Annotated in this window: 14 protein-coding genes, 1 tRNA gene, 1 other RNA gene and 2 pseudogenes; 13 read left to right on the forward strand and 5 right to left on the reverse strand. The window is 73.6% G+C overall.

Annotated elements, in window-relative coordinates; genetic code table 11:
- Nucleotides 1-228 precede the first annotated feature (228 nt).
- From Q0444_RS04155 to Q0444_RS04170, 4 genes are all read left to right on the forward strand, one after another.
- Entirely contained in the window at nt 229-1305 is a 1077-nt protein-coding gene (locus tag Q0444_RS04155; RefSeq protein WP_299021626.1) for a serine hydrolase, read from the forward strand.
- A gap of 27 nt (nt 1306-1332) precedes the next feature.
- A complete protein-coding gene (locus Q0444_RS04160) occupies nt 1333-2733 on the forward strand; it encodes a MurT ligase domain-containing protein (protein WP_299021628.1) in 1401 nt (466 codons plus the stop codon).
- Nucleotides 2730-3539 carry a type 1 glutamine amidotransferase gene (locus Q0444_RS04165; protein WP_299021630.1) on the forward strand — a complete coding sequence of 270 codons (810 nt, stop codon included), beginning with the start codon at nt 2730-2732 and terminating at the stop codon, nt 3537-3539. Before Q0444_RS04160 ends, Q0444_RS04165 begins: the two co-directional genes overlap by 4 nt.
- 282 nt (nt 3540-3821) lie before the next feature.
- Complete coding sequence (locus tag Q0444_RS04170; RefSeq protein ID WP_291080510.1) at nt 3822-4751, forward strand: amidohydrolase family protein; 930 nt, start codon at nt 3822-3824, stop codon at nt 4749-4751.
- 138 nt (nt 4752-4889) lie between these two features.
- On the opposite strand, the pseudogene recR reads toward Q0444_RS04170, so the two are convergent.
- The 5 genes and pseudogenes from recR to ffs form a co-directional block, all read right to left on the reverse strand.
- Nucleotides 4890-5495 (reverse strand): annotated as a pseudogene (gene recR, locus Q0444_RS04175) (recombination mediator RecR); the annotation flags it as partial.
- 112 nt (nt 5496-5607) lie between these two features.
- The gene (locus Q0444_RS04180) at nt 5608-5943 is read right to left on the reverse strand and encodes a YbaB/EbfC family nucleoid-associated protein (protein WP_291080507.1); all 336 of its coding nucleotides are present in this window, start codon (nt 5941-5943) and stop codon (nt 5608-5610) included.
- A gap of 113 nt (nt 5944-6056) precedes the next feature.
- Nucleotides 6057-8495, reverse strand: coding sequence for a DNA polymerase III subunit gamma and tau (locus tag Q0444_RS04185; RefSeq protein ID WP_299021632.1), 2439 nt, complete (start codon nt 8493-8495; stop codon nt 6057-6059).
- 508 nt (nt 8496-9003) lie between these two features.
- Nucleotides 9004-10275 (reverse strand): aminotransferase class I/II-fold pyridoxal phosphate-dependent enzyme, encoded by a 1272-nt coding sequence (locus Q0444_RS04190; protein ID WP_291081077.1) that lies wholly within the window; start codon nt 10273-10275, stop codon nt 9004-9006.
- Nucleotides 10276-10326: 51 nt separating this feature from the next.
- An RNA gene (gene ffs / locus Q0444_RS04195) (signal recognition particle sRNA small type) lies at nt 10327-10421 on the reverse strand.
- Between the two features lie 83 nt (nt 10422-10504).
- On the opposite strand from ffs, the gene Q0444_RS04200 reads away from it, so the two are divergent.
- From Q0444_RS04200 to Q0444_RS04240, 9 genes and pseudogenes are all read left to right on the forward strand, one after another.
- Nucleotides 10505-10592, forward strand: a tRNA-Ser gene (locus tag Q0444_RS04200).
- Nucleotides 10593-10784: 192 nt separating this feature from the next.
- Nucleotides 10785-11189 carry a hypothetical protein gene (locus Q0444_RS04205; protein WP_299021635.1) on the forward strand — a complete coding sequence of 135 codons (405 nt, stop codon included), beginning with the start codon at nt 10785-10787 and terminating at the stop codon, nt 11187-11189.
- Between the two features lie 206 nt (nt 11190-11395).
- Nucleotides 11396-11755 carry an NADH-quinone oxidoreductase subunit A gene (locus Q0444_RS04210; protein WP_291079317.1) on the forward strand — a complete coding sequence of 120 codons (360 nt, stop codon included), beginning with the start codon at nt 11396-11398 and terminating at the stop codon, nt 11753-11755.
- A gap of 26 nt (nt 11756-11781) precedes the next feature.
- Nucleotides 11782-12336: an NADH-quinone oxidoreductase subunit B family protein gene (locus Q0444_RS04215; protein WP_291079318.1), complete on the forward strand. Its 555-nt coding sequence runs from the start codon at nt 11782-11784 to the stop codon at nt 12334-12336.
- 98 nt (nt 12337-12434) lie between these two features.
- Complete coding sequence (locus tag Q0444_RS04220) at nt 12435-13067, forward strand: NADH-quinone oxidoreductase subunit C (protein ID WP_291079350.1); 633 nt, start codon at nt 12435-12437, stop codon at nt 13065-13067.
- Entirely contained in the window at nt 13064-14374 is a 1311-nt protein-coding gene (nuoD, locus tag Q0444_RS04225) for an NADH dehydrogenase (quinone) subunit D (protein WP_291079319.1), read from the forward strand. Before Q0444_RS04220 ends, nuoD begins: the two co-directional genes overlap by 4 nt.
- Nucleotides 14371-15141 (forward strand): NADH-quinone oxidoreductase subunit NuoE, encoded by a 771-nt coding sequence (gene nuoE, locus Q0444_RS04230; protein WP_291079320.1) that lies wholly within the window; start codon nt 14371-14373, stop codon nt 15139-15141. Before nuoD ends, nuoE begins: the two co-directional genes overlap by 4 nt.
- A 1-nt stretch (nt 15142) precedes the next feature.
- Nucleotides 15143-16468, forward strand: coding sequence for an NADH-quinone oxidoreductase subunit NuoF (gene nuoF, locus Q0444_RS04235; protein WP_291079321.1), 1326 nt, complete (start codon nt 15143-15145; stop codon nt 16466-16468).
- A pseudogene (locus Q0444_RS04240) lies at nt 16465-18997 on the forward strand (NADH-quinone oxidoreductase subunit G). Before nuoF ends, Q0444_RS04240 begins: the two are co-directional and overlap by 4 nt.
- The last annotated feature ends 6 nt before the right edge of the window (nt 18998-19003 follow it).

Consider the following 19003-nt stretch of genomic DNA (forward strand, 5'->3'; position numbering starts at 1 on the left):
GGATGCGCTGCCACTCCGGCCCGGATGCGCTGCCACTCCGGCTTACGCTGGCGGAAAGGCCCTTACCGCCAGCGCAAGGGGGCTTTTCGCGGCACACGCCCAGCGCAGGCCGGAGGCGCAGCGCATCCGTCGGGGCTGCGCTGCCACTCTGCCGCCGGCGGGCTACCCTCGACGGCGTCAGCTCATCACCCCGGTCGCCCCGGCGCCGGCCACAACCTGGGGGGCGTCGTGCCGCGGTATCGGTCGGACACCCCCGCCGCGCGGCTGCGAGACGCCCCGGCCCGGGCCCGCCGCCGCACCCGGAGGACCCTCCGGCTGGCGGCCGGCGGCTATCTCGCGGTGTGCGTGGCCGCCGTGCTGGGGCTGGCCGTAACCGCCCCCGGGGCGCAACTCGCCCGCCCGGGCTCTGCTCTCGCCGGCCCCGGCGCCCACGCGGCCCGGGCCGGCGCCACCTCCGGCACGCCCGACGGCCGGGTCGAGGACACCGCCCGCCGCGTCAGCCCGGTGCCGCCGGGGTGGGCCCAGCTCCGCCCGGTGCTGGACGCCGCCGTGGACGACGCCCGCCGGTCCGGCCACGAACTCTCGGCGTGCGTCCTGGCGATCGACGCCCCCGACGAGCGGGCCGTGTGCGCCGGCGGCGACGAACCCCTCTACGCCGCCTCCGTGATCAAACTGACCCTGGCCGTGGCCGCGCTCGAGTCGTGGGGCGGGGACCCCGACGCCGACACCCCCTACGGCCCCCTCGGCGAGCTCGTGACCCGGGCCCTCTCGCTCTCGGACAACGAGGCCGCCAACCTGCTCTACGACCTCGCCGTCGAGGGTCCCGGGGCGCCCGACACCGACGACCCGCTCGAGGCCGTCAACGCCGTCACCGACCGGGTGGGGCTCGCGGAGGAGTTCCACACCGGCGGCGCGTTCCGCTGGGAGTGGACCGGCGACATGAGCACGGTGACCGCGCGCGGCAGCGTGGGCTACCTCGCCGAACTGGTCCGCGCCGCCGACGGCCGCGCGCCCCGGGGCCGGGCGCTGACCTCACCCGCGGTCGCCCGGATCGTGCTGGGCGCGATGGCCGATCAGGACCGCACGTGGAAGCTGCCGGCGCTGCTCCCCGCGGGCTCCACCGCCAACAAGACCGGCGAGACCGACACCGAATCCCACGACGTCGCCGTGATCAACACCACCACCGGCCGGTACGCGGTCGCCGTGGTCGCCACCGCGGCCGGGCCCTACGACACCCCGGACCAGGTGATCGCGGGGATGGGCAGGGACGTGGCCCGGGCCCTCGGCGGTGCGGTGCCGTTCTAGGGCGCACCGGCTGCCTAGACTCGTCGCATGAGTTCCCGCGCGACCCCCGGCCCCACTGCCCTCACCCCCCGCGGCCGCGCGGCCGTGGCCGTGTCCCGTCTGGCCACCTGGGCCTCCCGGGTATCGGGTCGCGGATCGGGCGGGATGATCGGCGGGCTGGTCGCGCTCAAGCTGGATCCGGGGCTGATGCGCCAACTCGCGGCGGGCCGGCGGACGGTCCTGGTGACGGGGACCAACGGGAAGTCGACGACGACGAGGATGCTCGCCGCCGCCCTGTCCACCGTGGCCCCGGTGGCCTCGAACGCCAATGGCGACAACATGGACGCCGGGATCGTGTCCGCGCTGGGCGCCGACCGGACGGCCCCGCTCGCGGCGATCGAGGTGGACGAGCTGCACACCCCGGCCGTCGCGGAGAACACCGCACCGGAGGCGATCGTCCTGCTCAACCTCAGCCGCGACCAGCTGGACCGGGTGGGTGAGATCAACGCCATCGAGCGGCGCCTGCGGGCCGGGGTGGCCGCGCAGCCGCAGGCCACGGTGGTCGCCAACTGCGACGACGTGATGATCACCTCCGTCGCCTACGACAATCCCTCGGTGGTGTGGGTGGCGGCCGGCAGCGCGTGGGCGGGCGACTCGGTGAGCTGCCCGCGCACCGGTGAGCCGATCACCCGGACGGTGGACGAGACCGGGGCCGTGCACTGGCGGGCGCAGGGCACGCTGCCGGACGGCCGCGAGTTCGCCCGGCCCGCGCCGGACTGGTGGGTCAGCGACGAGGCGATCCACGGCCCCGACGGGTTCTCCGCGCCCCTGCACCTGGCGATCCCGGGGCGGGCCAACCGGGGCAACGCCGCCCAGGCCGTCGCCGCAGCCGTGGCGATGGGCGCCGACCCGGCCGCGGCGGTGAGGGCGGTGGAGACGGTCGACGACGTGGCCGGCCGCTACTCCACCGTCGACGTCGACGGCCGGTCCGCCCACCTGCTGCTGGCCAAGAACCCGGCCGGCTGGCAGGAGGCGCTCGGGATGATCGACTCCTCCGCCGACGGGCTGGTGATCGCGGTCAACGGGCAGGTCGCCGACGGCGTGGACCTGTCCTGGCTGTGGGACGTGCGCTTCGAGAGCTTCGAGGGCGTCACCGTGTACGCCTCGGGTGAGCGGGCGGCCGACCTGTCGGTGCGCCTGACCTACGCGGGGGTGGAGCACCGGCTGGAGGCGGACCCGCTCACCGCGATCCGCAGGTGCCCGGCCGGGCGGGTGGAGGTGTTGGCCAACTACACCGCGTTCCGCGACCTCGGGCGTGCGATCGCCGCCTCCGGGGCGGGGGCCGGGGCCCGTGCCGGTGCCGGGGCCGGGACCGGGGCCTCCCGTCCCGCGAGCCCCAGCCCCGCGAGCTCCAGTCCCTCGACCGATGCGAAGGAGCAGCACCGATGAGCGAGCAGCGCGACGGGGCCTCGGCCTCCCCCCTCGACACCGTCTCCCCCGACTCGCCGCGGCCCAGCGAGTCCACCGTCCGCATCGGACTTGTGCTGCCGGATGTCATGGGCACCTACGGCGACGACGGCAATTCGCTGGTCCTGCGTCAGCGCCTGAAGTGGCGGGGTCACGACGCGGAGATCGTCCGCATCACCCTCGAGGACGCCGTCCCCGACTCGTGCGATCTCTACGCCGTGGGCGGCGGCGAGGACGCCGCGCAGAAGCTGGCGTCCCGGCACCTGTCCGGCTCACCCGGCCTGCAGCGGGCGGTCTCCCGCGGGGTGCCGGTGCTGGCGATCTGCGCCGGCATGCAGGTGTTCGGTGAGTGGTTCGTGGTCTCGGACGGCTCCCGCGCGCCGGGCCTGGGGCTCCTCGACGTCACTACGACGCCGCAGGCCACGCGCTCCATCGGCGAGCTCGTGACGACCCCGCAGCTCGCGGGGCTCACCCGGCCGCTGACGGGGTTCGAGAACCACATGGGCGCCACGGTGCTGGGCCCCGACGCCGCCCCGCTCGGCCGCGTGACCTCGGGAGTCGGCAACGGGGTCCCCGCCGGCGAGGCGGTCCCGGCCGGCGGGCTGGTCGAGGGCGTGGTGCAGGGCTCCATCATCGCCACGTACATGCACGGGCCGGCGCTGGCGCGGAACCCCGAGTTGGCCGACCTGCTGCTGTGCCGCGCGCTGGGCGTGGACTCCCTCCCACCGGTCGAGGTGCCCGCGGTGGAGCAGTTGCGCCGCGAGCGGATCGCCGCCGCCCGCCGCTGATCCACCACCCGCCCCCGCCACCCGCCCCCGGCCCCGCCCCCGGCCCCGGCCCCCGGCCCCTGCCCCGGCCCCCGGCCCCTGCCCCGGCCCCGGTGCTCTGCCACCGATCCACCTATCGGATTGCGATCCACCTATGGAGGTCGGCAGGTGGATCGGAATCGGATAGGTGGATTTCGTGGGGTGTGGCCGGGCAGGCGAATCAGCCGGGGCGGGTGGGGGTGGCCGGGACGGCCGGAACCCGAACCGGCGGACGGTCGACACCACTGACCTACCCTCGGACGCATGTGCAATCACCACGGCTCCGCTCCCCTCCCCGGCTCCGTGACCCCGCCCGATCCCGCCGTCGAGGCGGCGCAGGTGCGCGCCCTGTGGGAGCCCCTGGGTCTTCCGGGGATCATCGACGTGCACACGCACTTCATGCCGGACCGGGTGATGGCGAAGGTGTGGGACTACTTCGACGCCGCCGGCCCCAAGATCGGGCGCCAGTGGCCGATCACCTACCGAGAGGCCGAGGACGAGCGCGTCGCGCGCCTGCGCTCGTACGGCGTGCTGGCGTTCTCGTCGATGCTGTACCCGCACAAGGCGGAGATGGGCGCGTGGCTCAACGCGTGGTCGGCGGATTTCGCGTCCCGGCATCCCGACTGCCTGCACACGGCGACGTTCTACCCGGAGCCGACCGCCGGCGAGTACGTCCGCGACGCCGTCGAGGCCGGGGCCCGCGTGTTCAAGTCCCACATCCAGGTGGGCGAGTACGACCCGGGCGATCCGATGCTCGACCGGGTGTGGGGTCAGCTGTCCGAGGCGCACGTGCCGACGGTCATCCACTGCGGCGGCGGGCCGGTCGCGGGGGCGTTCACCGGGCCGGAACCGGTCGCGGCGGTGTTGAACCGGTTCCCGGACCTGCCGTTGATCATCGCCCACATGGGCATGGGCGAGTACAGCGATTTCCTGGACCTGGCCGAGCGGTACGAGAACGTCTACCTCGACACCACCATGGCGTTCACGGACTTCGTCGAGAAGTCGTGGCCGTTCCCGGGCTCGGAGCGCGGGCGGCTCGCCGATCTGGGGCACAAGATCCTGCTGGGGACCGATTTCCCCAACATCCCGTACCCGTACGCGCACCAACTCGAGTCTCTGGCCCGCCTCGGGATGGGCGACGACTGGCTACGGGCGGTGTGGCACGGCAACGCCGCGGAACTGTTCGGCCTCTGAGGCGTCGGACTCCGGGTAGCCGATCTCGGGGGATGGTTCGGCGTGCGGGGGTTCGGGGGCCGGCTCCGGGACATGCGAGTCGATCTGCGCGGGCCGGAGCACGCCGCCCGAGCGCGGGGCCTGCGCAGGTCCACCTGAGAGGATGCGGCGACCCGACAGTGCACTGCCCAGTGTGAGCTCATCGGCGAACTCCAGGTCCGCGCCCATGGGCAGTCCCGAGGCCAGACGGCTCACCACCAGATCGGGGAACGGCCGCAGCAACCGGGCGAGGTAGGTGCTGGTGGCCTCGCCGGTGGTGTTGGGGTCCGTCGCGATGATGATCTCGGCGATCTCCTCGCCCGGGGACTCCTCCGCGACCCGCCGCATCAGGCCGGCGATCCGCAACTCGTTGGGCCCGATGCCGTTGATGGGGTCGAGCGCTCCGCCGAGCACGTGGTAGAGCCCGCGGAACTCACGGGTGCGCTCGATGGCCTCGATGTCCTTGGGCTCCTCGACCACGCAGATGAGGGTCGGGTCGCGCCGCGGGTCGGAGCAGATGCGGCAGCGTTCGCCCGCCGCCACCGTGCCGCAGACCTCGCAGTAGGTGACCCCGTCGACAACCGCCCGGAGGGCCGACCGCAGCCGCTCCACCGAGTCCGGCTCGGCCTGGAGCAGGTGGAACGCCAGCCGTTGGGCGGACTTGGGACCGATGCCCGGCAGCTTGCCGAACTCGTCGATCAGGTTCTGAACCGGTCCCTCGTACATCGCCGTCCCCGTGCTCCTTCGTGCCCGGCGACGGATGCGCCACCGGGGGCCGGGACCCGGACGTCGCCGGGTCCCGCGGGCGGGATCCCGGATCGCTCCGGGTCCCGCCGGCTCACATGCCCAGGCCGCCCATCATGTCGCCGAGCCCGCCGGCGGAGGCCAGCGGGCCGAGCCGCGACTCCGCGAGCTCCTGCACCTTGGTGTGGGCGTCACCGAACGCTCCCACGAGAAGATCCTGCAGGGTCTCGGTGTCCTCCGGGTCGACGACCTTCGGGTCGATCGTGACGCCGGTGACCTCACCGGTGCCGCGCATGGAGATGGTGACGAGCCCTCCCCCGGCCTGCCCGTCGACGGTGCTGGCGGCGATCTCCTGCTGGGCCTGGGCGAGCTGCTGCTGCATCTGCTGGGCCTGCTGGAGAAGGGCGTTCATGTCCGGTCCGGGCTGCATGGGGGATCCTTTCGGCGGGGTGCCGTGGTGGCCGGGGACGACCCCGGTCGGTCGACACCCAGGGTAACCGCACCGTCCGACACCGTGCCCCGCCGCGCTGTGGGCAGGCCGGGTCAGCGCTCGAGCGGGCGGGCCCCGAGGTGCTCCTTGAGCAGAGCCAGGGCGATGTCCTCACCGGTACGGTGGTCGAGGTTCTGCGGGCCGCTGCGCGCCTCGTCGACCATGTCCTCCTCGCTCACCGGGCGGGCCGGCGGGCCGTCCCGTTCTCCGGGTTCCGGCTCGGGCTCCTCGGGCGGCGGAGGCATGTCGTCGTAGCCGCCACCGGGGTCCCCGCCCGCGCCGGAGCGCCCGTCGCCCCGCGACTGACCGGCGTCGCCTCCGCGCACACGCCGCTGCCAGCCCTGCGGCTCGGACTGCTGGGGCGCGGCGGGGGCGTCCCCCACGTCCTGGGCCGGCCCACGAGCGGGAGCCGCGGCCGGCGAGGGGGCGTCCGCCCCGCCCGTCGGCACCCCGCCCGAGGTGCAGCGGATGGTCCAGTCCCCGCCCACCACCTCCGTCACCGAGTCGGTGATCGCCGTGGCGTTGTGGGGCTGGAGGAGTCGCTTGGCCAGCGGCGCGTAGTCGTGCACCAGGTGGATGACCCGACCGTCCACCCCGGCGACCGTCGCTCCGGCGAGCATCACCTCGACGGTGCGGGTCCGCTTGCGCACGGCGTCTCGGATGGCGGGCCACGCGCGACGGATGTCCTCGGCCTCGATGCCGGCGGCCGGGGCCGGCTCCGCGGGCTGCGCGGCGTCCGTCGGCTCCGCAGGGACGGCGTCCGTCGGCTCCGCGGCCTGCGCGGGCTGCGCCGGGGCCTCGTCGGGTGCGGGGGCCGGCGCGCGCCACGGATCCTCGTCGGCCGCGGGCGAAGGCGAAGGCCCGGTCTCCGTCGCAACCGCCTCGGTCGCCACGGCCTCTGGTGCACTCGGGGCGGAGGGTTCGGGCTGCGGCGGCGTCGCCGTCTGCGCCGCGGAGGGCTCGAGCGGCACAGCGGGGGCCACCGGCTCGGGCGGCCCAGCGGGAGCTTCCGACGCGGCAGGACCGGGCACGGCAGAGACCGGCGCCGACTGGCCCGCCGCCAGCTGCTGCGCCACGGACTCGCCGGGCACGGCCGGCTCGGCGGCGGCGGCCGGCACGGGTCGCGCCGGGTCGGCCTTCTGCCCGGTCGGCTGCCCTGCGGCCTCGGTCTCCTGCCGCTGGGACCGGCGCACGAACTTCGCGCGCGCCTCGGCCTGACCCGCCGGCTGCGGCGCGGGACCGCCGGCCGGGCCGGGGCGGACCTCGTCGTCGTCGTACGTCGAGTCTCCCCCCGGCCCGGCGACACCACCGCTCGGCCCCACCGTCGCGGCGGCGGGTCGCGCGGTCCCCGACTCCAGCGACTCGATGCGCTGGAGGAGCGCGGCCACGGAGTCGTCGGCCGACGGCAGGAGCAACTTGGCGCAGAGGATCTCCAGCAACAGCCGCGGCGAGGTGGCCCCGCGCATCGACCCCATGCCCTCGTGCACCATGTCCGCGCAGCGAGCGAGGGTCGCGGGCCCGATGTTCTCGGCCTGCCGCCGCATGGTCTCGGCCTGCTCCACCGGGGCGTCGACGAGCCCGCGCTCGATGGCCTGCGGGACGGACTGCACCATGATGAGGTCGCGCAGCCGCTGCAGCAGGTCCGCCGCGAAGCGCCGCGGGTCGTGCCCGGCCTCCACCACCTTGTCCACGGTCCGGAACAGCGTGGCGCCGTCGGAGGCCGCGAGCGCGTCCACGGTGTCGTCGATGAGCGCGACCTCGGTCGCCCCCAGCAGGCTGACCGCGCGCGGGTAGGTGATCCCGTCCTCTCCGGCGCCGGCCATGAGCTGGTCCAGGACGCTGAGCGTGTCGCGCGGCGACCCGCCACCGGCCCGGATGACCAGCGGGAACACCGTCGGATCGACCGTGACGCCCTCCTGCGCGCTGATCCGCTCGATCAGCCCCCGCATGGAGGACGGCGTGAGCAGCCGGAACGGGTAATGGTGGGTGCGCGAGCGGATGGTCGGCAGGACCTTGTCCGGCTCGGTGGTGGCGAAGATGAAGATGAGGTGCTCCGGCGGCTCCTCCACGATCTTGAGCAGCGCGTTGAAGCCCGCGTTGGTCACCATGTGGGCCTCGTCGATGATGAGCACCCGGTATCGCGACGACGCCGGCGCGAAGAACGCCCGTTCACGCAGGTCACGCGTGTCGTCGACGCCGCCGTGGCTGGCCGCGTCGAGCTCCGTCACGTCGAGGGTGCCCGTCCCGCCGGGCGCGAGCGCCACGCACGAGTCACACTCCCCGCACGGCGTGGCGGTGGGCCCCTGGACGCAGTTGAGCGAGCGGGCGAGGATGCGGGCGGACGAGGTCTTGCCGCAGCCGCGCGGCCCGGAGAAGAGGTAGGCGTGGTTGATACGACCGGAGGACAGTGCCACCGACAGGGGTTCGGTGACGTGTTCCTGGCCCACGACCTCGGCGAACGAGGCGGGACGGTACTTCCGATAGAGAGCCACGAGTAGAGGGTACCCAGGGGGTACGACGACGACGAGGGCGAGCGCGCGCGTTCCGGACCCGCCCGTTCCCCGTGGGCCGAAATGACCGGAGGGGCCGCGTCTCCGCAGCCCCTCCCGACGTCCTTCGCGCTGCTACGGGCCCCCTCAGACCCTCGCTACGCGGCGATTCCGAACCCAGATCGAACACCGGCCCCTCGCGGCCCCTCAGCCGCACTCCGGTGCCCGACCTCTGCTGGTTCGGACCCCTCAGATACAACCAGAACCCCTGGCCTGTTTCAAGAGTCTATTATTATTGACTATTGCTCAGTAGCGGCCCGGCGGTGCGAACCCCCACGTCAAGCGGCCGCCCATCGTGCAGACGTGCGGGTTCACATAATGAGAACGTGTTCTAGATCACTGTCGCGACCTGCGCGTGCGCGTTTCCACGTGGGAGAACGCCACGGCCCGGGCAGCGGAGCGAAGCGGCCGATGACAGTCGTCGATTAACGGGAACCGATCCGGTGTTACATCACGTGCGCGATGCGCGGCACGCCGCGAGCAGCGCGCACAATCCCACCACGTCCATCGCCGTCCGAACCTCGGCCAGCGGCGGCAGCGTGGGGGCCAGCCGGATGTGCCGATCGTCGGGATCCCGGCCGTACGGATACGCCGAGCCCGCCGGCGTCAGCGCCACCCCGAGCTCCTTGGCCAGGCGGACGGTCTCCGTGGCGGTGCCGTCGACCACCTCGAGGTCGATGAAGTAGCCGCCCTCCGGGTGGGTCCAGCTCGCGACGGCGTGCTCGCCGAGCCGTCGGGTCAGTGCGGCGTCGGCCGCCTCGAACTTCGGGGCGATGCTCCGGCGATGCTCCTGCATGTGGGCGCGGAGCCCGTCGGCGTCCCCGAAGAACCGCAGGTGCGCCAGCTGGTTGACCTTGTTGGGACCGATCGACCGGACGCCCGCGTGCGCGAGGTACCAGTCGAGGTTGGCCTGGGACGCGGCCAGGAAGGACACGCCCGCGCCGGCGAAGGTGATCTTGGAGGTCGAACACACCTGGAGGAAGCGGTTCGGGTGACCCGCCTCGGCGGCGAGTTCGTCGACGGCGGGCACCTTGGGGAAGTCCCCGGTGAGCGTGTGCACCACGTAGGCGTTGTCCCAGACGATCCGGAAATCCGGGGCGGCCGTGGCCATCCTCGCCAGGCGGGACACCGTGTGGTCGTCGTAGGTGGCGCCCGTGGGGTTGGAGAAGATCGGGACGCACCACATGCCCTTGATGGACGGGTCCTCCGCGACCAGCCTCTCGACCTCGTCCATGTCGGGGCCGGTCGCCCCGAGTGGCACCGGGATCATCTCGATGCCGAGCGCCTCGGTGATGCCGAAGTGCCGGTCGTAGCCGGGAACCGGGCACAGCCACCGCAGCGTCGGCTCGTCCTTCCACGGCCGGGCCGAGTCGGGCGTGCCGAACAGCATCGAGAAGGCCACCAGGTCGTACATGATCGACAGGCTCGCGTTGTCCTGCGCGATCACGCGGCCGGCGTCCACGCCCAGCAACTCCGCGATGATCGCCCGCAGCTCGGGCAACCCGGCGCCGCCACCGTAGTTGCGGACATCGGTCTTGCCCGCCAGGTGATCGCCCTCCCCCGGCAGAGACAGCAGCCGCTCCGAGAGATCCAGCTGCTCGGGCGACGGCTTGCCCCGGGTCAGGTCGAGGGACAGTCCCCGCTCGGCAAACGAGTCGTATTCGGAGACCAGCTCCGACTCGAGTCGGCCGAGGTCGTCGGCGGAGAGATCGGACAGCGCCATGGTTGGCCTCCGGTAAGGGATCGACAACTTCGGTGGTGGTGGTGCCCAGACGTCAAGGGACCCCGCGCACCCGCCAGAGCCCGCTGACCCTTGCTGCCTTCCGGCCCTGGGGGAGTTCACAGGATGGACGCCGCGCGGGGTCCGGGGCCGAGTCTAGCCGTGCCGCCCCGGTTGTCGCACGCCGCCCGTGGTTTGCCACTGGTCGGCCGCGCTGGGTACTCTCGTCCACGGAGGATTCGCCTAGTGGCCTATGGCGCTCGCCTGGAACGCGGGTTGGGGTTTATAGCCCCTCAGGGGTTCAAATCCCCTATCCTCCGCCGCGGACGCGGCCCGGTGCTCTCGAGCCCGGGCCGCGTCTCCCATTTCCGGCCTGCGCTGCCCCCTGGCTTGCGCTGCCCGCCTGGCTTGCGCTGCCCCCCTGCCCGGAAATCGCCGGGTCGCGCTGCCCCCGTGGACCATTTGCCCAGCACAAGCCGGGACGGCCGGCCCCGCTCGGTAGCATCGCCACCGTGACCGAGAGCGCGAACCCCGACGTCGACCTCCGGGTGCTCGTCTACAGCAGCGACGCCGCCACCCGCGGCCGCGTCAGGTCCGCCCTCGGCGCCCGCCCGCATCCCGACCTCCCCCGCCTGCTCTACACCGAGGTCGCCACGGCGACGGTCGTCATCGAGCACATGGACGCGGGCGGCATCGGCCTCGCGATCCTCGACGGCGAGGCCGCCCCCACCGGCGGGCTGGGCCTGGCCAAGCAGCTCCGGGACGAACTCGACCCCTGCCCGCCGATCCTCGTCCTCACCGGCCGGCCCGACGACCGGTGGCTGGCCGACTGGTCCCGCGCGGACGCCGCGGTCCCCCACCCCGTCGACCCGCTGCGCCTCCGGGAGGCCGTGACCGTACTCCTCAGGGCCGACTGACGAGGCGAAACGCCGACAGCGAAAAGTGCCGACGCCGGCCGACGTGATGTGAGTAGAGTCACAGTCGCGGGTCGGGCACCGTCCGACCCGTCAGGGATCCGGGGGACCGTGAACCCACCTCACACGGTCACCTGATTCCCATGCGGTTGCAGCAGAGGCGCGCCCACAGGCGCCTTCTCGAGGGACGCGCGAGGAGTGACGCGAGAGTGAACGAGTATGTGCCGATCCTGGTCCTCGGGGCCGTCGCCGTCGCCTTCGCGGTGTTCTCGTCCCTCGTGTCCTCGTACGCCGGTCCGTCCAGGTTCAACCGGGCGAAGCTCGAGGCGTACGAGTGCGGCATCCAGCCCACCCCGAAGCCGGTCGGGGGCGGCCGCTTCCCGGTGAAGTACTACCTCACGGCGATGCTGTTCATCATCTTCGGCATCGAGATCCTCTTCCTCTATCCGTGGGCCGTCCACTTCGACCACCTCGGCCTGTCCGGGTTGCTCGCCATGGCCCTGTTCGTCGTCAACGTCTCCGTCGCCTACGCCTACGAGTGGCGTCGGGGCGGGCTGAGCTGGGACTGACGCGGAGCGCGGGGAGGCGATCGGTCATGGGGCTGGAGGAGAAGCTGCCGAGCGGGTTCCTGCTCACCACCGTCGAGCAGTTGGCCGGGTACATGCGCAAGGGATCGCTGTGGCCCGCCACCTTCGGCCTGGCGTGCTGCGCGATCGAGATGATGGCCACCAGCGGCGGCCGCTACGACCTCGCGAGGTTCGGCACCGAGGTCTTCCGGGCCTCCCCGCGCCAGGCCGACCTGATGATCGTCGCCGGCCGGGTCAGCCAGAAGATGGCCCCGGTCCTGCGCCAGGTGTACGACCAGATGGCCGAACCCAAATGGGTGCTGGCCATGGGTGTGTGCGCGTCCTCGGGCGGGATGTTCAACAACTACGCGATCGTCCAGGGCGTCGACCACATCGTGCCCGTGGACATCTACCTGCCGGGGTGCCCGCCGCGGCCCGAGATGCTCCTGCACGCGATCCTCACCCTCCACGACAAGATCCAGCACATGCCCCTCGGCGCCAACCGTGCCGAGGCGGTCCGCGCGGCCGAGCAGGCCGCCCTCGACCAGCGCCCGCTCATCCCGGTCGAGGGGATGTTCCGATGACGGATCGACCCGGCCGCCCGACGCACCCCGCCCGCGAGCCCGGCCCCGATCTCGAGCAGCCGCCCGCCCACCGCGACGCCACGGGGGCCCGGCACGGGATGTTCGGGGTGCGCGGATCGGGGGACACCTCCGGCTTCGGCGGGCTGGTGCGCCCCACGGAGACACCCGGCGGGACCCCACCGCCACAGGGGGACGACGACGAGGTGGTCCGCGCGCTCACCGCGGCCCTGCTGGAGCGGGGTGGGCCGACCTTCGACGAGGCGGTCGAGCGGGCGGTGGTCCACGGCGGCCGACTCACCCTCGACGTGCGCCGCGATCACCTGCCGGCGGTCGCGCTGGCCCTGCGCGACCACCCCGACCTGCGATTCGAGATGTCGCTCGGCGCGAGCGGGGTCCACTACCCCGACGCCACCGGCCGCGAGCTGCACGTGGTGTATCCGCTGCACTCCATCACCCACAACCGCCGGGTGCTGCTGGAGACCTCCGCCCCCGACGCGGACCCGCACGTCCCCTCCCTGACCCGCGTGTATCCGACCACCGACTGGCACGAGCGCGAGACCTACGACTTCTTCGGCATCCACTTCGACGGCCATCCCTCACTCACCCGGATCCAGATGCCGGACGACTGGGAGGGGCATCCGCAGCGCAAGGACTACCCGCTCGGAGGGATCGGCGTGCAGTTCAAGGGCGCCACCGTCGCGCCCCCGGATCAGCGGAGGGCGTACTCGTGAGCGGCCACCGCGCGACCGGGGACCACACGATCCTCACCGCCTCCGGACGGGACTGGGAGGCGATCAGCGAGGCCGCGCGCAACTCCGACGACGACCGCATCGTGGTCAACATGGGCCCGCAGCACCCGTCCACGCACGGGGTGCTGCGGTTGATCCTGGAGATCGAGGGCGAGACCGTCACCCGGGCGAGCTGCGGCATCGGCTACCTGCACACGGGGATCGAGAAGAACCTCGAGTACCGCTACTGGACCCAGGGCGTCACGTTCGTCACCCGGATGGACTACCTCTCGCCGTTCTTCAACGAGGTCGCGTACTGCCTCGGGGTGGAGGCGCTGCTCGGGATCACCGAGCAGGTCCCCGAGCGGGCGTCGGTCATCCGGGTGATGCTCATGGAGCTCAACCGGATCTCCTCGCACATGGTCGCGCTCGCGACCGGCGCGTTGGAGCTGGGGGCCAGCACCCCGATGCTGTTCGGCTTCCGCGAGCGCGAGCTGGTCCTGGACGTCTTCGAGATCATCACCGGCCTGCGCATGAACCACGCCTACGTCCGGCCCGGCGGGGTGGTCCAGGACCTCCCCGACGAGGCGGTGCCGAAGGTCCGAGAACTGCTCGAGGTGATGCCCGGGCGGATCCGCGAGATGGAGCTGCTGCTGCGCGAGAACTCCATCTGGAGGATGCGGCTGGAGGGCGTCGGCCACCTCGACCTCACCGGGTGCATGGCGCTCGGCGTCACCGGCCCGGTCCTGCGCGCGACGGGGCTGCCCCACGACGTCCGGCGGACGGATCCCTACTGCGGCTACGAGACCTACGAGTTCGACGTGGTGACCGGGACGGGCGGCGACTGCTACGACCGCTTCACCATCCGCGTGGACGAGATGAAGGAATCGCTGGGGATCGTCGAGCAGTGCCTGGATCGCCTGCGGCCGGGGCCGGTGATGGTGGACGACCCCAAGATCGCGTGGCCCGCCCGGCTCGCGGTGGGCCCCGACGGGCTGGGCAACTCCGCCGAGCACGTCCGGCACATCATGGACGGCTCGATGGAGGCGCTGATCCACCACTTCAAGCTGGTCACGGAGGGGTTTGCCGTCCCCCCGGGCCAGGTCTACGTCCCGGTGGAGTCCCCCCGCGGCGAGTTGGGGGTGCACATGGTCTCCGACGGCGGGACCCGCCCGTACCGGGTGCACTACCGCGACCCGTCGTTCACCAACCTGCAGGCCGTGGCCGCGATGTGCGAGGGCGGGATGCTCGCCGACGTGATCGCCTCGGTCGCCAGCATCGACCCGGTGATGGGGGGCGTGGACCGATGAGCGGCGACCCGGTCTTCCTAGAGTTCGGCCGGAGGCCGGACGAGCCGGGCGCGATCGTCCGCCCCGGCGCGCGGCGGGAGTACCCGCCCGGCGTCCTCGACAGGCTCACCGCGGACGCCGGCGAGATCGTCGCGCGGTATCCACAGGCCCGGTCGGCGTTGCTGCCGCTGCTCCACCTGACCCAGGCCGAGGACGGGTGCATCACCCCGGCCGGTATCGCGTTCTGCGCCGGGATCCTCGACCTCACCGCGGCCGAGGTGATGGCGGTCGCGACCTTCTACTCGATGTACCGCCGCACGCCGACCGGCGACCACCTGGTGGGCGTGTGCACCAACACGCTGTGCGCGGTGATGGGCGGCGACGAGATCTACGCCGCCCTCGCCGACCACCTGGGGCTCGACGGGCCCGGCACCACCGACGACGGCCGCATCACCCTGGAGCGCATCGAGTGCAACGCGGCCTGCGACTACGCGCCGGTGGTGATGGTCAACTGGGAGTTCTTCGACGACCAGACCCCGGCCTCGGCCCGGCGGATGGTCGACGACCTGCGGGCCGGTCGCCCGGTGACCCCCACCCGGGGCGCCACGCTGTGCACCTTCCGGGAGACCGCGCGGATCCTCGCGGGCTTCCCGGACCCCCGGCCCGGGGCCAACGACTTCGCCCCCGGGGAGCCCACCCTGACCGGGCTCCGCAGCGCGCGCGAGCGGGGGATGCGGGTCCCCACGGCGCCCGGCGGTCCGCGTCCCCGCCCGGACGAGGAGGCCTGACATGCCACTCGCCCCGTACCTCAGCCGCTATTGGGACGCCCCGGAGAGCTGGACCCTCGGGACCCACCTGGAGCACGGCGGCTACGTGGGCCTGCGGGCCGCCCTGGCCGCCGAGCCCGACCAGGTGATCGCCACCGTGCTCGCCTCGGGCCTGCGCGGCCGCGGGGGGGCGGGGTTCCCCACCGGCCGCAAATGGGGCTTCATCCCGCAGGAGGCCGACGCGGGCCCGGGCGCGACGGCCACGCCCCACTACCTGGTGGTCAACGCCGACGAGTCCGAGCCCGGCACCTGCAAGGACATGCCGCTCATGCTCGCCACGCCGCACGTGCTGATCGAGGGGATCGTGATCGCGGCGTACGCCATCCGGGCCTCGCACGCGTTCATCTACCTGCGCGGCGAGGTCGTCCCCGTCCTGCGCCGGCTCCAGACCGCGGTGGCCGAGGCGTACGCGGCCGGGTACCTGGGGCGTGACATTCTCGGCAGCGGGTTCCACCTGGACGTGGTGGTCCACGCCGGGGCGGGCGCGTACATCTGCGGCGAGGAGACCGCGCTCCTGGATTCCCTCGAGGGCCGCCGGGGGCAGCCGCGCCTGCGCCCGCCGTTCCCCGCCGTCGCGGGGCTCTATGCCTGTCCGACCGTGGTGAACAACGTCGAGTCCCTCGCCAGCGTGCCCTCGATCCTGCAGAACGGGCCGGACTGGTTCCGGGCGCTGGGTTCGGAGAAGTCCCCCGGGTTCACCCTGTACTCGCTGTCCGGCCACGTCACCCGGCCCGGCCAGTACGAGGCGCCGCTCGGGATCACGCTCCGCGAGCTGCTGGGCTACGCCGGCGGGATCCGGGAGGGCCACACCCTGAAGTTCTGGACACCCGGCGGCTCGTCCACCCCGTTGCTCACCGACGCCCAGCTGGACATGCCGCTGGACTACGAGGGCTGCGCGGCCGAGGGCACCATGCTCGGGACCAAGGCCCTGCAGATCTTCGACGACACCACCTGCGTGGTGCGGGCGGTGCTGAGGTGGTCGGAGTTCTACGCCCACGAGTCGTGCGGCAAGTGCACCCCCTGCCGGGAGGGCACGTCCTGGCTGGTCCAGATCATGCGACGCCTCGAGGACGGCACCGCCACGGAGGGCGACCTGGACCGGCTGCTCGACATCTCGGACGCCATCCTCGGCAAGTCGTTCTGCGCGCTGGGCGACGCCGCGGCCACCCCGGTCATCTCCTCCATCGCGCTCTTCCGCGACGAGTACCTGGCCCACGTCCCCGACGGCTGCCCCTTCGACCACAGCCGGTCCACGCTCTTCGCCCGGACCGGGGAGGTGGCCCGGTGACCGCCGTCGACCCCGTCACCCTCACCGTGGACGGGCGCGAGGTCTCCGTCCCGCCCGGCACGCTCGTCATCCGCGCGGCCGAGCGCCTCGGGGTCCAGATCCCGCGCTTCTGCGACCACCCCCTGCTCGAGCCGGCCGGCGCGTGCCGCCAGTGCATCGTCCAGGTGGAGGGCGCCCCCAAGCCGGTGACCTCCTGCACCACCCCGGTCGCGGAGGGGATGGTGGTCCGCACCCAGGTCACCTCCGAGATCGCGGACAGGGCGCAGCGCGGGGTGATGGAGCTGCTGCTCATCAACCACCCGCTCGACTGCCCCGTCTGCGACAAGGGCGGCGAGTGCCCGCTGCAGAACCAGGCGCTCGCCAGCGGGCACGGCCGCTCGCGGTTCACCGAGGTCAAGCGCACGTTCCCCAAGCCGATCGCCCTCTCCCCGCAGGTGCTGCTCGACCGCGAGCGCTGCGTGATGTGCGCCCGGTGCACCCGCTTCTCCGACCAGATCGCCGGGGACCCGTTCATCGACCTCATGGAGCGCGGCTCGCGGCAGCAGGTGGGCGTGTACGGCGACCAGCCGTTCGAGTCGTACTTCTCCGGCAACACGGTCCAGATCTGCCCCGTCGGCGCGCTCACCGGGACGGCGTACCGGTTCCGCGCCCGGCCGTTCGACCTGGTCTCGAGCCCCGCGGTGTGCGAGCACTGCGCCAGCGGCTGCGGCCAGCGCACCGACCACCGCCGCGGGACGGTCCTGCGCCGGCTGGCCGGGGACGACCCGGCGGTCAACGAGGAGTGGAACTGCGACAAGGGCCGGTGGGCGTTCACGTACGCCACGGAGCCCGACCGACTCACCACCCCGATGGTCCGGGGCCGCGACGGTGGCCTGGTCCCCGTCCCCTGGCCCACCGCGCTCGCCGCCGCCGCGTCGGGCCTGGCCGCCGCCGGGGGGCGGACCGGGGTCCTCACCGGCGGACGCCTGACCCGCGAGGACGCCTACGCCTACGCCAAGTTCGCCCGCATGGTCCTGGGCAGCAACGACGTGGACTTCCGCGCCCGGCACCACTCGGCCGAGGAGGCCGGGTTCCTGGCCGGGCGCGTGGCCGGCCGCCGCCCGGGCGACGCCGACGCGGTCACGTACGCCCACCTCGAGACCGCCCCGGTGGTGCTGCTCGTGGGCTTCGACCCCGAGGAGGAGTCGCCGATCGTGTTCCTGCGCCTGCGCCGGGCCGCGCGCGACCGGGGGCTCCGGGTCTTCTCCGTGTCCCCGTTCGCCTCGCCCGCCGTGCGCAAGACCTCCGCCACCCTCCTGCCGACCGTCCCCGGCGCCGAACCCGACGTCCTGGCCGCGCTCGCGGCACACCCGGGCGCCACGGCAGACCCCGCCGACGCAGGCGACCCCGCCGTCGCGGTGCGCGACACCCTCCGCGCCCTGCTCCGCGAGCCGGGCGCGGTGATCCTCGTGGGCGAGCGGCTGGGCGCGATCCCCGGCGGGTTGCCCGCCGCGGCCGCGCTCGCCGGCGCGACGGGCGCGCGACCGGCGTGGGGGCCCCCCCCCGCGGGGGGGCGCCGGGGGGGCGGGGCCGGGGGGCGCCCCCGGCCGCGCGGGGGACCGCGGGGCGCTCGAGTCGGGGTGCCTGCCCGGACTGCTGCCCGGCGGTCGCCCGGTCGCCGACGCAGGTGCCCGCCGCGCGCTGGCCGAGCTGTGGCGCTGCGGCTACCTGCCCGCCGCGCCCGGGCGATCCACCTCCGGGCAACTGGCCGCCGCGGCCGCCGGCGAGCTGGGCGCGCTGCTGGTGGGCGGGGTCGAGGCCGCCGATCTCCCCGACCCACGGGCCGCCCTGGAGGCGATCGAGGCGGCGGGGTTCGTGGTGAGCCTCGAGCTGCGTCGCAGCGAGATCACCGACCGCGCCGACGTGGTCCTCCCGATCGCCCCGGCCGCCGAGAAGTCCGGCACCTACCTCACCTGGGAGGGCCGCGAGCGCCCGTTCGCCGCGGCCCTGACCCGCGCCGACTCCATGGCGGACCACCGCGTCCTGGACGCCCTCGCCGCGGAGATGGGCAGGGGGCTGGGGCTCGCCGACGTCGAGTCCGTGCGCCGCGAGCTCGCCCTCGTGGACGGGGCGGCGGTCGAGACGGTCGCGAGCGGGTCGGTCGCGGGCGCGTCGGACCAGACGGGGACGACGACGAGGCAGTCCTCCCCACCCGCCGCGCCGGCCGCGGGGCAGGCCGTCCTGGCCACCTGGCGGATGCTGCTCGACGCCGGCCGTATGCAGGACGGGGAACCGCACCTGGCCGGGACCGCCCGCGGACCGGTCGCGCGGGTGTCGCCGGCCACCGCGCTGGAGATCGGGGTGGCCGACGGCGCACCGCTGACCGTGTCGACCGAGCGGGGCGCGATCACCCTGCCGTGCGCGATCACGGCGATGCCCGACCGCGTGGTGTGGCTGCCCCAGAACTCGCGCGGCTCGGCCGTCAACGCCACGCTCGCCGCCGCCGCGGGGGACCTCGTCGCCGTCACCGCCGGGGAGGCCTCGCCATGACCGACC

The organism is uncultured Dietzia sp. (assembly GCF_937873725.1).
GTDB lineage: Bacteria > Actinomycetota > Actinomycetes > Mycobacteriales > Mycobacteriaceae > Dietzia.